At 45.7% G+C, this 14,872-nt stretch carries 13 protein-coding genes; 4 read left to right on the forward strand and 9 right to left on the reverse strand.

The window, feature by feature from the left end:
• Positions 1 to 26 precede the first annotated feature (26 nt).
• From ACF8OV_RS00545 to ACF8OV_RS00565, 5 genes are all read right to left on the reverse strand, one after another.
• The gene (locus tag ACF8OV_RS00545; protein WP_258496345.1) at positions 27 to 839 is read right to left on the reverse strand and encodes a sugar transporter; all 813 of its coding nucleotides are present in this window, start codon (positions 837 to 839) and stop codon (positions 27 to 29) included.
• Positions 840 to 1,014: 175 nt separating this feature from the next.
• On the reverse strand, positions 1,015 to 3,999 hold the full coding sequence (locus ACF8OV_RS00550) for a M6 family metalloprotease domain-containing protein (RefSeq protein WP_258496346.1): 2,985 nt from the start codon (positions 3,997 to 3,999) through the stop codon (positions 1,015 to 1,017).
• A gap of 295 nt (positions 4,000 to 4,294) precedes the next feature.
• On the reverse strand, positions 4,295 to 5,662 hold the full coding sequence (locus ACF8OV_RS00555) for a TrkH family potassium uptake protein (protein WP_005460587.1): 1,368 nt from the start codon (positions 5,660 to 5,662) through the stop codon (positions 4,295 to 4,297).
• On the reverse strand, positions 5,659 to 6,321 hold the full coding sequence (locus tag ACF8OV_RS00560) for a TrkA family potassium uptake protein (protein WP_005460581.1): 663 nt from the start codon (positions 6,319 to 6,321) through the stop codon (positions 5,659 to 5,661). The genes ACF8OV_RS00555 and ACF8OV_RS00560 overlap by 4 nt, the downstream gene beginning before the upstream one ends.
• Before the next feature lie 251 nt (positions 6,322 to 6,572).
• Complete coding sequence (locus ACF8OV_RS00565; protein WP_193289951.1) at positions 6,573 to 7,808, reverse strand: DEAD/DEAH box helicase; 1,236 nt, start codon at positions 7,806 to 7,808, stop codon at positions 6,573 to 6,575.
• Between the two features lie 184 nt (positions 7,809 to 7,992).
• Here ACF8OV_RS00565 and ACF8OV_RS00570 point away from each other — a divergent pair, with 184 nt between their 5' ends.
• Positions 7,993 to 9,345 (forward strand): hemolysin family protein, encoded by a 1,353-nt coding sequence (locus ACF8OV_RS00570; RefSeq protein WP_258496347.1) that lies wholly within the window; start codon positions 7,993 to 7,995, stop codon positions 9,343 to 9,345.
• On the opposite strand, the gene ACF8OV_RS00575 is transcribed toward ACF8OV_RS00570, so the two are convergent.
• The 4 genes from ACF8OV_RS00575 to ACF8OV_RS00590 all read right to left on the reverse strand — a co-directional run bounded on the left by ACF8OV_RS00575 (position 9,335) and on the right by ACF8OV_RS00590 (position 13,015).
• Positions 9,335 to 10,075, reverse strand: coding sequence for a transglycosylase SLT domain-containing protein (locus ACF8OV_RS00575; RefSeq protein WP_025532516.1), 741 nt, complete (start codon positions 10,073 to 10,075; stop codon positions 9,335 to 9,337). The two genes, ACF8OV_RS00570 and ACF8OV_RS00575, sit on opposite strands and share 11 nt — an antisense overlap.
• A 192-nt stretch (positions 10,076 to 10,267) precedes the next feature.
• The gene (locus tag ACF8OV_RS00580) at positions 10,268 to 11,512 is read right to left on the reverse strand and encodes an NAD(P)/FAD-dependent oxidoreductase (protein WP_203503973.1); all 1,245 of its coding nucleotides are present in this window, start codon (positions 11,510 to 11,512) and stop codon (positions 10,268 to 10,270) included.
• Positions 11,513 to 11,520: 8 nt separating this feature from the next.
• Positions 11,521 to 12,606 (reverse strand): methyltransferase, encoded by a 1,086-nt coding sequence (locus tag ACF8OV_RS00585; protein ID WP_031822528.1) that lies wholly within the window; start codon positions 12,604 to 12,606, stop codon positions 11,521 to 11,523.
• A 10-nt stretch (positions 12,607 to 12,616) separates the two neighbouring features.
• Positions 12,617 to 13,015, reverse strand: coding sequence for a lipoprotein (locus ACF8OV_RS00590; RefSeq protein ID WP_005460588.1), 399 nt, complete (start codon positions 13,013 to 13,015; stop codon positions 12,617 to 12,619).
• A gap of 76 nt (positions 13,016 to 13,091) precedes the next feature.
• Here ACF8OV_RS00590 and ACF8OV_RS00595 point away from each other — a divergent pair, with 76 nt between their 5' ends.
• Genes ACF8OV_RS00595 through ACF8OV_RS00605 form a run of 3 tightly spaced genes read left to right on the forward strand, consistent with a single transcriptional unit; the run spans position 13,092 to position 14,858 of the window.
• Positions 13,092 to 13,820, forward strand: coding sequence for a beta-ketoacyl synthase chain length factor (locus tag ACF8OV_RS00595; protein WP_024700927.1), 729 nt, complete (start codon positions 13,092 to 13,094; stop codon positions 13,818 to 13,820).
• Entirely contained in the window at positions 13,817 to 14,584 is a 768-nt protein-coding gene (locus tag ACF8OV_RS00600; protein ID WP_015296424.1) for a 1-acyl-sn-glycerol-3-phosphate acyltransferase, read from the forward strand. Before ACF8OV_RS00595 ends, ACF8OV_RS00600 begins: the two co-directional genes overlap by 4 nt.
• 13 nt (positions 14,585 to 14,597) lie before the next feature.
• Complete coding sequence (locus ACF8OV_RS00605) at positions 14,598 to 14,858, forward strand: phosphopantetheine-binding protein (protein ID WP_005457487.1); 261 nt, start codon at positions 14,598 to 14,600, stop codon at positions 14,856 to 14,858.
• Positions 14,859 to 14,872 lie beyond the last annotated feature (14 nt).

Below are 14,872 nucleotides of genomic sequence, written 5' to 3' on the forward strand. Positions count from 1 at the left end.
GTGGTATGTAAAAAAGGTCAAATTGATTAAGCGGAAAATTCTTCACCCGTTTTTGGTGGCTCTGATGGCGTATCAAAACGAGCGCGTTCGATATCCACTACCGTTTTATAGCTCAACGATAATAATGCCAGCTGGTACGCGCCGAAAATGCCATAGGCCACACCAACAAAACCCAGCATGAAGAAATTCGTAAAGTGGCTAAAGATAAGCTGACTGAGCAATCCTGCACCTAATGGAATTAATCCCATCAAAATGAATACTTGCTTGTTGTATGGTCTGCTTTGGTTCCATGAACGACGCAAACTGCGCGGCTGATGATCCATTGCGGTCGCTGGCAGAACAAACGACCAACGCGCCATCACCCAATAGCCTGGAATGCTTGCAACTGTTGTGATAAACGCCATGGCGACAAAATCGGGTTCACCGCTTTCTGCAATGTAGATAAACGACAGCACAAAGATTGGGATACCAATGACGAGCATCATCATCAGTCCAAACAATATCCACCAGCCAATGAAACGGAATTCTCGGGCAGACAAACGAAACACATCCAACGCCGAGTGCATGTAATCGCCAACCAAATAAATCCGGTGCACACGCACAGCAGCCATCGCAGCAACAAGTGGGTATAAAACGATTGTGACGAAATAAAATCCCGCGATGTTTCCTTCTTGGGCGCTCGCTTGATCTTGCCCCGTCATTTCAGGATACATAAACACAAAAATTGAGTGCACGATGATCAATGGAATACAAGCAATGACAATTGCGAGTAGGTTCCTTCTGACCATCACTGCCGCTTCTCGGCATATTGCCGAAACAGAAAAGTCCTCGGTTGACATACAACATCCTTAATTTGTAAAAATCTGCCCCTAGGGTAACCGCAGAGTAGAAAAATCGCTTTAAAAATAATGAGAAACACATCTCATAAGATAATGAGAGCAAAGTCGAAATAAATCAGACACAAAAAATAAGCCACTCGATGCGAGTGGCTTATACCGTAAATTTAATACCGTTTTAGACGCGGCGTCGCCAGCCCAATACCGCGAGTAACATCAGAGCCCAATAAGAAACACTGCCGCCACCCTCCGAATTTTTGAACGTCGTTGTTTTCAAAGAAGCAACAACCGTCACGGTCACTTCACCCGTTGCAGTAGCACCTTTGCCATCCGAAACCGTGTATTGCAGCTTGATGCCGTCAGCCGGACTATCCGGTGCTTGAAAGCGGATTTTTCCGTTCTCTACACTCGCGATTCCTTCTCCCGTTAAGTTTTGTACACTTTGTACAACCAGTTTATCACCGTTCACGTCCGAATCATTGCCCACTGCATCAATCACAATGCTTTCACCGACGGCGACTGTCGCCGTATCCGCTAGCGTAATTGGAGCTGAGTTTTGCACGGTTAAATCGATGGTCGCACTGGAAGTTTCGTTACTTGGATCCGCAACCGTAAGGCGGAATGTCAGAACCTCACCCGCTTTTGCACCTTGAGGCACCGTAAAGCTTGCGCTAACACTGGTTGCATTGCCAAGAGAAACTGAAGTGCCAGCCAACTGCTCCCATCGATAACTCAACACATCACCATCAGCATCCGTACTATTTAATGCAGACAACGTGACTCGCTGCCCAACCGTCATGTCTTGATTATCAACATTAATCACGGCAACTGGCACTTCGTTGCTGCCAAGCACTTCCACCTGAACATTCACGATTGAAGATGAGTAGGCACCATCAATCGACAACAAACGATATTGAAAACGGTCCAAACCAACAAAATTCATTTCAGGTTGGTACTGATTACCCGAAATAGTGCCATGTTCTGGTTGTTGAACGATGTCCACATTGAACTGATAACCAACGGCCATAAAGTCATTGTCCATCAAGTTCAGTTCGATTGACTTGTTCTTATCGGTTTGCAATGAGTCTGCTTTTGCCTCAACGACATGACTCGCATCCACATTCAGCAGCGCGGCAAACGGCACGAAAGAGAAACCTGTCTGATTCAAACCAAATGTGTACATGTCGCTATTGCTGCCTGTCCACATCACAGGTAAAGAGGATTTTTCTGTTTTTAGAACACGACCGAAATCAAAGTTCGCTTCAAACTCACCGCCTTCCAATTCCACCACCAACAGATGCTGACCCGCACTTAGTTGGCTTGGCTGAGGGAATAAGATTCGTGATGATTTTTGGAAAGAACCTTGTTGTAGAAGTTCAGCGCTGTCTTGGTCTAACACCAACCGGTAACCCGCATTACCTGAGAATGGGAATCGCCATACTCGGTAAGTCATATCACTTTGAAGGCTGCTTCTTTGCGCATACAGCTGAATACCATCCAGTTCTGTAGCGTTATTTAAATCTAGTGAAACCGCCAGCGTATTTGTGCTACTAGCAAACACATAACCTTGATAGAGAGAGTTCAGCCAAGCCGATTTGTTTGGCTCGCTCGCTTGCTCAAGGGAGAAACTGCCGCCATTCGTACTGCTAGCAATGTTAGAAATACGAACACCAGTTTCAAACCCAGCAATTGCTTGAAGTCCTGGATTAGAAGTGTCGGAAATCTCAGTGCCACCGTTAGGGTACAAATCGCCGGAATCACTGCTTCCATCATTTTCTAACTCATTCAAACCATCAGCCTGCATGATTTGAACCTGCATCGCGCCAACATCGTTAAAGCGGTTCTGGACGTTCACAGACGTCGCCAATACCCCTTCTGCCGCCAATGCTCGGTCGTAACCGCTAAAGGTACGGTTTTCCAAATACACGCGTGGGCCAAACTCTTTTAAGTATGGGTCGAGATACACCAATTTGACGTCGTCGTTATTCACAGAAATAGGCGTCGGGCTTTCATGAGTGATCGTTGGTACAACGAAACCAGCCGCGTGTTTGCTCCATGCGCTCATGTTAACGGGCGTATCACCTGAGTACGAATCACCCGGTTTCTTCGCCCATGAACCAGCACCCATCACGCCCCAAGAACCGATCGAGGCATCACTGTTCCTTGCGTACAAGTCCGGCAAGCCAAGCATTAAGTGGCCAAGCTCATGTACGATCACACCCAACGTCGCTTGATGATCAACTTGGTAGTCAGCAAACACGCAGTAGTCAGTGATCTTTTTGCCATCTAGCGTGACATCATTGTGAGAGAATTTGTGTGGCCAGATAGCAGGACGGTCAAGGAATCCGGTTGAACGGTCGCCACCAGCAAAGATAAACATCACTGACAACTCTGAAGGTTCAACGGTTCCATCTTGGTTACTGTCGTAAGCAGAAAGATTGAAGTACGGATCCAGTTTTTGGTAGGCCTCTGTAAACACGGCGTTCAGCTTGGCCGTACATGTGGTATCGCTAGAACTAGAGTGACAATTTGGGTGGCTTTGTGCCACGGACACATTGATCACACCATCATTCGCGGTGCCGTAACTCTCGATAGCTGGGACGACTTTGAATTTACCTTGAGAGTTTTTATCAAAGTAATCCACAACGCTTTGGCCATTCGTGTCGAAAACACGTTGCTCGAAATTGTGCACCATCGCTTGATCGTTAAAAGAAACCTGCACAACCAACAAAGGCTGCTGTTTCACGCTCGAGCTGCTCATCGCCTGATAACCTTGTGCTGTGCGCAATAAGTTTTGGCGAGCCATAGGTTCAATCGCTTTTAACGAAGACAACTCCGGCTTAACTTGCACGTCAGGACGAAACTTCGCTGAATCAGGCGCATCACTGGATTGGGTTTTCTCAATACCAGTCGAGAGCAACTCAGGGGTGTCTGAATTACGCTGGATCTGGGCAAAAAACCAAACGCCATCTTCCTGAATCAAAGCATTGCCTTGTTTGTCTTCAAACCAATGGAAATCAGCAGTTCCGCGTAAAATCGCCTCGCTATTGCTTCCGTCACTCAGCGTGATCGGATGCCAAATTGGTGATGGTGGGGTCGTTGCCATACTGTTTCCGGCAACAAGTGCAGTCAGCATGGTCAAGGCAAGGGTGTGGAATTTCAAAGTACGGCTCCATCTTTTCAATTCACCATGCGTAAAACGAACTCAGATACCCATCAATTTAATGAGCGGTTACCTGATGGTTATTTACGCATTAGATATAAATTAAGTGAATGAATGGTACAGAAATGAAAGGATAAGGGAATGCTGACAAGGGGATCAAAAAGAAAATTTGAGCAGAAGACCACGTTATTTATAAATGTTTGAGCGCCGATGACCAATCGACGCTCAAAAAAATCAAAATATCACTTTAAATTCAAAGCGTTATTTTACGTTCATTTTGCTTATTACTGACAAATCAACCAGTAAGAACCGTGTCTTCTGGGTATTTAATCAAGGTTGGTTCTGGTCTCGCTAACATATATGCGAGCGTCAAAGGCCCAATACGGCCAATGATCATCACGACGATCATGATGTACTTACCTGGTTCCGAAAGCTCCGCCGTCAAACCTGCAGTAAGCCCAACCGTTGCAAAAGCAGAAATCGTTTCGAACATCACTTTGTCAAAAGAAGCTTTCTCCGTCAGCATCAACAAAAACATCGCGGTGGTGAGAATTGCTCCGCTCACCACAATGATTGCCAGTGACTTCGTTACCGTTGGCCAGTTTACCGTTCTCTTAAACATCACCACGTGTTTCTTTTGACGCAAGAACGTCCACGTCGCCATAAACGCGACAGCAAAAGTAGACACCTTGATACCGCCACCCGTAGAGGTCGAACCCGCACCAATCAACATCAAAACGATCATGATGAGTAATGCCGGTTGCGTGAACTGCGTTAAATCAACACTGTTAAAACCCGCTGTCCGCGCACTGGCTGATTGGAAGAAAGCGGCCAGCCATTGCCCGCCAGTAGTGAGCGAGCCCATGGTGTTGGGGTTGTGACGTTCCAAAAGCCAAAACAGCACCGTTCCCACCAACAGCAGTAACGGCGTGGCAATCAACATGATTTTGGTGTGAATATGTAAGAAGTGGAAACCTTTACGCCAATGTCGCCAAACATCACCAATCACGGTGAAACCCAAGCCGCCAAAGATAAACAGACCAGCTAAGGTGAAACTCACTAACGGATCGTTGACAAAACTCATCATGCTGTCAGAGAAGAGAGCGAAGCCAGCATTGTTGAAAGCCGAAATAGAATGAAACAGCGCATAGAACATGCCCGTCTGCCACCCCATTTCTGGCACCCAACGATACGAGAGGAAGACAAAACCAATCGCCTCTGCCACCAGCGCAAATGTGACGATCTTTTTCACCAAACGACGCAGGTTGACTTGCCTTTCTTGGCCAAGTGCTTCTTTGGCTAACGCTTGCTGACGTAGACTCAAGCGCACCCCAAACATATAGAGCAGCACCGCAGATAAGGTCATTTGCCCTAAGCCGCCGATCTGCATCAAACACATCAGAAGAATTTTACCCGCGAGCGTAAAATGTTGGCCTGTATCGACCACACCTAATCCAGTCACACTAATGGCTGAAGTCGCTGTAAACAACGCGTCAGTAATAGACAGACCAGAAACCGAAAAAACTGGTAGCGTAAGCAGAACAGCAGAAGGCAACAACACTCCGAGAAAGCTCAGCAATATAATGCGCGGTTCGCCACCTTTCGCTTTATCTCGTTTGCCGTCTGGGACGTAAAAAACGCCTCTCTGATGAAATTGCGTCATAATGATTTCAGCTTGTTTGCCAACTTGTCTTGCGGGCCAACCACAATAATGAGATCGCCGATTTCAAGCGTGGTACTCATATCAGGCGCTTTGATGATTTCAGGGCCACGTTTAAAGCCCAACACTTGCACGCCTTCGACCTTGCACAGCGCCAAATCGCTTAACGTTTTACCCATCAAACGCGAGCCAACAACAAACTCTGTCATCGCTAATCCGCTGCCCAATGGATGAAATTCGAGTACGCGTTTATCCAGCATTTTGCGCGCCACACGAATGCCCATATCGCGCTCTGGCATGATGATGTGGTCTGCGCCAATTTTTTGCAGAACGCGAGCTTGGAATCGGTCGTTAGCTTTTACCCATACCGATTTTACACCCGCCTCTTTTGCTATCAGAGTAGCAAGAATACTGGCATTCACGTCTGCACCAATGGCAATCATCACCATGTCGTAATCATCGAGCTTGAGCTCTGCGACCGTTTCTTCATGAGTACAATTTGCCACAATGGCCTGACTCACAAAACCTGCAGCTTCTTTCACTCGATCTTCATTGATGTCGACCGCTAAGACTTGTGACCCAGAATCTTGTAATTCTTTACATACCGCCAAACCAAATCGGCCAAGACCAATAACAGCGAATTGCTTATCACCTGTTTTCATTCGTGCCTCATTTATGCATTAATTAGCAAGCGCGAAAGTCTGCGCCTATTCCTGCCCTTCTGCAAATATGAGGACAGAAATTTGACAAAACATTTACGCAGTTATTTGCATTTTGAGTGTTAAGCGTATGACACGATTTAACTTTTTTCCTCATCACGATCGACAAACCAGACAAAATCCATCGTATTTTCGGCGGTTCTAAACGCAAAAAAGCCGCACGAATGCGGCTTTGCTTTCAATGTGTCAGCAGACTATTTTGCGTCACGCTGTTCAGAATGCTCACGACGCGGACGATTGTCTTGTGGTTTACGCTTATTCTTAGGTACGTAATTCAAAATCGAAATCGGCACTGGCTTTCTTGGAGCAAAACCTTCGATTTCAACACGCTCAAGCAAGTGGCCCAGACGGCTTTCAATCATGCACAGGTTTTTGAAATCATCCTTCGATACCAAAGAGATCGCTTCACCTTGCGCGCCAGCACGGCCAGTACGCCCGATGCGGTGTACGTACTCATCCGCAGGGAATGGTAAATCGTAGTTAATCACTACTGGTAAGTTGTCGATATCAATACCACGCGCGGCGACACCGGTTGCAACCAGATACTGAATTTCACCCGCTTTGAACTTCTCAATCAGTTCCTGACGAACACGCTGATTGCGACCACTGTGGAACGCTTCAGCCACAATGCCGCGCTTCTCAAGCTGGCTAACCAATTTGGCCGCGCCGTGTTTTGTTTCAATAAAGATCAGCACTTGCGACCAGTCGTTTTCATTCAGCATGTGGCTCAAAAGCGATGACTTCATGTCTTTATCGACGGTGGTGATCCACTGCTTGATGTTCGACTTAGATGCGCTGTATTTTGCAATCGTAATCTCTTCAGGATCAACAATCGCGTTTTTGGCCAAATCACGAACTGGGTTCGACAACGTAGCCGAGAACAGCAAGCTTTGAACATCTTCTGGCATGCAATCGATGATCTTATCGATCGAGTCGATAAAGCCCATATCAAGCATCTTATCGGCTTCGTCCAATACCAGCATTTCCACTTCATCAAAATGGATCGCACGCTGGCCGTATAAATCAATCAGACGTCCTGGTGTGCTCACCACAATATCTACGCCTTCAATCAGCGCTTGTTTCTGCGGCGCATATTCCACGCCACCAAACATCGGCATTGAGCGCAGTGGCAAGTTCTTCCCGTACGCTTCAATACTTTGATGCACTTGCAGAGCCAGTTCGCGCGTTGGCGTAAGAATGATGGCACGAGCGCGCTTTTTACGTTGCGTCTCACCTTGGCTGAGCTTTTCTAAGATTGGCAACACAAAGCTGGCGGTTTTACCCGTGCCTGTTTGCGCAGCCGCGATCAAGTTGCTGCCACGCAGCACAATTGGAATCGCTTTTTGTTGGATAGAAGTCGGTTTTTCGTAACCCAGCGCCGTTACGGCATCCGTAATTGGTGCGCTTAAACCAAGCTTAGAAAATGGCATAGAAACGTCTCTAAAGAGGAAATGGGCGCGTAGTTTATCAGAATCCCAGTCAAGTAACAGAATCATTCGTCTGGACGCGAAAACCACATTCAACAAATGAACTCTATCCTTTTAATAAGACATTCTGTTGGCATGACGCGTTGAATTATTCACAACCTCACGTTTCTCGCGTAAGAATCTCGTTATGCTGCTAACGTGTGCATTACTGGAAGGCTCCATGGACATTTTATTGCTTGTTGGATTGATCGCACTAAACGGCATTTTCGCTATGTCTGAGATTGCGTTAGTCGCGGCGAAAAGCGGCCGACTAAAAATGATGGCCGAAGACAACGCACCTGCTGCTCTCGCTTTAGAACTAAAAAACAACCCTACCCAGTTTCTTTCGACTATCCAAATCGGCATTACTGCCATCGGTCTACTCAGTGGCATTTTTGGTGAAGCGACGCTGTCCATTCCTTTTGAACACTGGCTCGTTGTCCAAGGGCTAGAGCGCGAAGTCGCCACCATTCTTGCGACCACCAGCGTTGTTATTTTGATCACTTACTTCGCGATCATCATCGGTGAACTCGTGCCAAAACGTTTTGCGCAAAACAACGCGGAAAGCATCGCAATTGTGGTCGCCTATCCGATTCATTGGTTAGCCAAACTTGCCAGACCTTTTGTGTTCTTACTTACTGTGTCGACAGACGCATTACTTAAACTTCTGCGCCAAAACGAAAACCAAGGCGAAATCGTCACAGAAGAAGACATCTTTGCCGTCGTCAATGAAGGTTCGGAATCAGGAGCCATCGAACCGCAAGAACAACTGATGATCCGCAAGCTACTGCACCTCAATGATCGTTTAGCCCTGTCTTTAATGACGCCGCGCTGCGACATCCATTTTTTGGACACCAACTTGCCGCTGGATGCGATTCTCAAACACCTACGTCAAACTCAACACTCAGTTTGGCCAGTGTGCAAAGGCGGTTTAGATAACATCATCGGTACCATCTCCTCAAAAGTATTGCTTGATGAGTACGACCACCTGTCTGTTTCGAGACTCGGTAAATTGCTCAAACATCCGCGCTTTGTACCGGAATCGATGAAAGGCTTGCCTCTGCTGAACTACATGCAGCAAACCAGCGCAGAGATGGTATTTATTGTTGATGAATATGGAGACGTGCAAGGCTTAGTCACCTTATACGATTTGCTCAAGTCCATCGCTGGCGAATTAGGAATGGCACCAGAACAAATCTGGGCGAAGCAGCAAAAAGACGGCAGTTGGCTGATGGATGCGCTGATTCCTCTCAACGAACTCAAATACAAACTGGGATTGACCACAATTGAAGGCGAAGATAGTGAAGGTTTTCAAACCCTCAATGGCTTTTTAACTTGGTGGTTAGGACGCCTTCCAAATGCCGGAGAGTTGGTCGACTATGAGGGCTGGCAGTTTGAGGTGTTAAACGTCAAACATCACCGGATTGTACAAGTTAAAGTGAGCCGAGAGACAGAGTCGGAAACAACCACCGACGCCAACGATGGCGACGCTAACCCATAAAGTTAGGCTGCAAACCTTTCGCCAGCTTCTGCCTAACTTTATAAGAAACATCACTCAACGTAATGTTACCTTTGCTGTGACGATCGATGCCTGCATTTTGTCGGTAAGCGATCGAACCTTGTTTGAACAGCACGTGTGAGGGTGACTTCCCGATTGCCGCGGGGTAGAGAATCGCCATGTAAACATCTTCCAACGAAGACATTCGGTGTCGATAAGGCCAAAAGTAAGCTTTCACATAATCGAGCTGTTCAACGGCGCTCATCATGGCGAGATGCTTAGTGCTCGTCCCCAAGTTTTTCGCGGTTGCGGGCATGAACTGAATCAGACCTGTCGCCCCACTCCCTGAGCCGTTTCTAATGCTAGGGCTGAACGTTTCAGCCGTCTCAAAGGCCATACAAGCCATTAGATGATTCGGGTTGATTTCTAGCTCAGAGCAAATTTCGACCACTTTGCTTTTGAATACAGGGCTAACTCGCTGTCCCCATGCCAAAACATGCTCAGAAGGCTCTTGAAATGGCTCGGGAGAAAAAATACATCGATGGGAACGTTGGGGATAAAAAGGAAACATTTTAATGAGGCGCTGTTGCCTGCCCTTCAACATGGAAGTAAAGGAAAACAATACAGCTTTGAGTGGCTGCCGTTTTTTAAACTTTACTAATTTATACAGTCGCTTAGATACCTTTTTCACGACATAACCAAGTTGAGGGAACACTCCCAAAATGTAATCCATTTCCTACAGGTTTTATAGAAATATCAGCTATAGCAAACATTTATGTGACCAAAGTCACCTTTAGAGCAATTTCAACGTTCAATAACCCACCAAAAAAATGAATAACCTTATTAAAATCAAGGCAATAAAAAGCCCCATCTATGAATCACAGATGGGGCTAATGAGATTTTTTTAATGGTTTTTTCTTAGTAATTAAAAACCTTCGCCACGTACTAACTCAGCCAGTGTCGACAAGCGTTGTTCACTTTGCTTGACGTATGGGTTCTCGGTATCCCACGCGTAACCAGCCAATATTGCACTGATCATCTGTTTAATGCGTGGATTTGGAGCTTGGTAGAAAATCACGTCTTGAAGCGTGCCGTTGTACCATCCTTCCACATAAGTGCGGAACGTGTTGACACCAACCATCAAGCGTTCTGAGTACTCTTCTTGCCAATCAACCACTTCGCCGTTCAATTGACGCACAACGCAATCAGCAGCAAATTGAGCCGACTTCATCGCGATAGTGACACCCGATGAGAATACCGGATCTAAAAATTCGCCCGCGTTACCAAGCAGCGCGTAGTGTTCTGTGGCTAAGCGTTTGACGTTCGCTGAATAGCCACCCAACTCTCCTGCAGGATTTGGGTACTTCGCGTTTCGCAATAAAGATGCCAAACCCGGCTCTTCATTAGCCAACTGCTGCAAAGCTGCAAGCTTATCTTCAGGGTATTGCTCGAAAAACTCAGGCTCACCCACCACACCAAACGAACACGTACCATTCGAGAATGGAATGAGCCAGTACCATACGTCGTGATTTTCAGGATGGACTGAAATCAGAATTTTGTTGCGATCGTACTCTGGTTCTTGTGGTGAAATATGATCTTCGATATGCGTAAAGATCGCTTTTCTTGGTGGAAGGCAAGAAGGTTCTTCCAGATCCAGCAAACGCGGCAGCACTCGGCCAAAACCACTCGCATCCAAAACAAAATCGGCTTCGATTTGATACGCCTGCTTATCAGGGCCAACCACTTCTAAGCGCGATTTTTTGCCTTCAAACGCCAAGCTAACCAGCTCATGTTGATAACGAATATCGACGCCCTGCTCTGCGGCGCTGTCAGCGAGCACTTTATCAAAACTGGCGCGTTGAACCTGAAATGTGGTGCCTGGTCCTGCGGTAAATTTGTCAGTGAAATCAAAGTTGGTGTAGACCCCATTACGACGGAACGCCGCACCATCTTTGAATTGGAAGCCATGCTGCTTCACCGCCTCTGTCATTCCGGCAAGTTCAACCACCTCCATACAAGCTGGAAGTAAGCTTTCGCCAATTGAGAAACGAGGGAACGTCGCTTTTTCGATCACGACAACATCAATACCACGGGATTTTAGCAACGCAGAAACGGTGGAACCCGAAGGACCTGCGCCAACGACGACAACTTGCTTGTGCTCTGTTTTCATTCTTTATACTAGCTTGCTTGGAGTTTTAATAAGGTATGTCCGAGGCCAATGTTGTCCGTTCTTTCCACAACAGAGAGACCTGCTGCTTCAACAATTTCTAGGAAATCATCACTACGGTAGAAACGGCTATTACCATTGGCTAGGCAGGTAAAGTAAAGCGAGGTGGCATTTAAGCTGTATGACGCACCCGCATATTTCTGCGCATCCCAAAACAGTTCGAGAACGTAAACGGTATCGCCCGCGCTCAACTGCGCCTTCACTTTCTTCAAAATATTTAAAATTTCAATTGGAGAGAAACAATCTAAGAACTGGCTCATCCACCAAATATCGGCATGATCAGGCAATGTTTGGGCTTTATCAAGCATATTGGCAGGATACGGATGCACGCGCTCGCTGAGCTGATTCTCTGCCACGTTAGACATCGCGACTTCCAATTGCTGCGGCAAATCAACAATGGTCACATGCACATCTTTATCGTAGTCGCAGCACTGCATTGCCCATTTACCCGTATTGCCACCGATATCGACGATGTGTTTTGGCTCATTGGCAAACACTTCTTTAAGCAACAATGGGAAAGAACGATCCGAATAGAAGTGATCAAACTTAAACCAGCTCTGCTTAGCTTGCTCAGGTAATGTCGACAACCCTTGATAGATGGTTTCCCAATCGCCCAGCTCTTTCAATCCAGCAGGTTTGCCGTCTTTGATTGCTTCAGTCAGGTGCATCATCGCGGCATAACAAACGTCGGCCGTGAAATCCATGTTTGCTTGGGTCATGCCATCGTACAACAAGTAGAACCCGAGGTTGGCCAGTGAGTAGTTAGGTTTTTCCCACAAAACAATGTGCGCACTTATCGCCATGTCTAGCAGCACTTTGACACCATATTCTGACACGCCTGTTTTTTCGGCGATATCAATGGCGCTCATGCCTTTTGAACCAGCGCTATCGAGCGCCGCTAATATACCCAAATCTCTGAGCGTTCTCGCGGTATGGAAAACGATAGGGGCAAAAGATAATTTTTGAGCTTCTGTTTTTGCTTCAAAAGCATTAAAAGGATCATTATTTTGATTTAACACGAAAAAACCTAACTGCATTTAATAATTTTTATTGCTGAGACTGAGTGCCCAACAACGCAAGTGCTCGCTGAATATCAACATTTAAATTGTTTACCCAACGATTGTAATTGCGGTGAATTTTGCCATCACTTGCTTTGAGATTTACTGAGTTGAGATAAATAATTGAATAATATTTGTTGTTGTATGGAATTTTTACTTCAGCAGAGTGTGTACGAACGTGAATTTTCGCAATTAATACACCCGGACTAACTTCTTCAATCGTCCAACCACGGTTAGTTGCGGATTGCACAATCGCCATTTTTACTTGTTTATTTTGAAGATCATACGCAACTGGAGTATCCTCCACACTCAATACAGGTTGTACACGTCCACAACCGACAAGAAGCAAAGTTAATAATAATGAGATGTACAGCTTAAAGCGCGACATAAGAATTTCCTTTTTATTATGAATTCGGGTGAAGCCCAAATTGTATCGAGCTGTAAAATAAACAATTTAACCAAATATGCCAAACTCGAAGATCAAAATTTCGTTCAATATTGATGCGTGGACAGCGAATTCACTGGGTTTATCTCAACCTGATGAATGGAAAGAATGGGCTGCAAGCGGAAATTGGCCACAAGATGGCAAAGTAAATGTGGCGGATATTCCTGCAATGATGCGCAGAAGAATGAGTCCATTAAGTAAACTTGCAGTGCAAACGGCCATCGAATTATTAAAGCAACATCAGGTCGATTATCTGGTGTTTTCTAGCCGTCATGGCGAACTGCATCGCAGTGTCGCGCTGGTTGCAGACATCATCAGTGGCGAAGAAGCCTCTCCAATGGCGTTCTCTCAATCAGTGCACAATACCGCGGCAGGTTTAGCGACCATCGCAACCAAGCAGCCAATCCCTCTCACTTCGATTGCGGCATCGGAAAATACATTCCAAAGCGCGATATTAGAAGCGTGGCTATTTTTAGCAGACAATCCAGATAAGAAAGTTCTGCTGGTCGACTTTGATGAGCCTTTACCTGAATCCTACTCCGAATTTGAACGGCAGCAATATCCGGGCTTTGGCTTAGGTTTGGTGCTATCAAGCGGCGATGATTTTACGTTACGCAGCAGCCACAGCGTAGAAACACAAGACCACCTTTTGCCACAAGGCTTAGCGTTTTTGCAGCACTACTTGTCAGACAAAACTCAGTGGACCATCCATGCCCCACTGCAATCTTGGGAATGGCGCAAACAATGAATCGCTTAAATCAGTATTGGCGCGTGCTCGCCACGGGTTTCTGTTTTTCGGTATTTGGTTTGGGTGGTTTAGCGCTGAGCTTTATCGTGATTCCAACTATTCGTATTTTTGTCTCTGACCAAACTGAACGTGAATATAAAGTTCAAGGCGCGATTCAATATTCTTTCAACACATTCTGTAAATTAATGAAGTTCAGCGGGGCGATTGATTATGAAATTATTGGCGCAGACCTTCTTCAACAAGATCGAAATTGTTTAATTGTTGCCAATCATCCGAGTTTAATTGATTACGTTTTAATCGCCTCACAATTAAATCGCTGTGATTGTTTAGTAAAGTCGGCAATTTGGTCGAATCCTTTTATGAAGCATATTGTAAAAGCGGCCGGCTATATTCCAAACGAAGCGCCAGATGATTTATTAGCACTTTGTGAAGAACGATTTAATAAAGGCAACGTGTTGCTTATATTTCCGGAAGGCACAAGAACAACACCAGGCATAAAACCTAAGTTGCAACGTGGCGCGGCGCAAATTGCAGTAAGAACAGAACGAGATTTAAGAGTCGTACATATTACGGTGACACCGAGCTTTCTCACAAAAGAGAAAAAATGGTATCAGGTGCCAACAACAAAGCCCTTTTTCAAAATTGAAGTTAAGGATAAAGTTGAGATTGAGCCCTTTATAAAGCAAACTACGTCACCAACGATAGCGGCTCGACGCTTACAACAGCACTTAGCTGACAACATTTTTCCAGAAAACTTTTATTGATAAGCAGGTCCCAGTGGAACAGTTACACAACGATATTAAGCAACTTATTATTAATGCTTTGAACCTTGAAGATTTAACCGTAGACGACATTGAAACGGATGCGCCACTTTTTGGTGATGGACTTGGCTTAGACTCTATCGACGCACTTGAGCTTGGATTAGCAATTAAAAAGCAATACAACATCGTCATCGATGCTGACGACTCAAATACGCGCGAACACTTTGCTTCTGTAGCAAACCTAGCGAAATACGTTTCTTCTCAAACTAATGAATAAGTTGTAGGTATATT

The organism is Vibrio sp. GLN_1, from assembly GCF_043106015.1.
In the GTDB taxonomy this organism is placed as follows: Bacteria; Pseudomonadota; Gammaproteobacteria; order Enterobacterales; family Vibrionaceae; genus Vibrio; species Vibrio parahaemolyticus.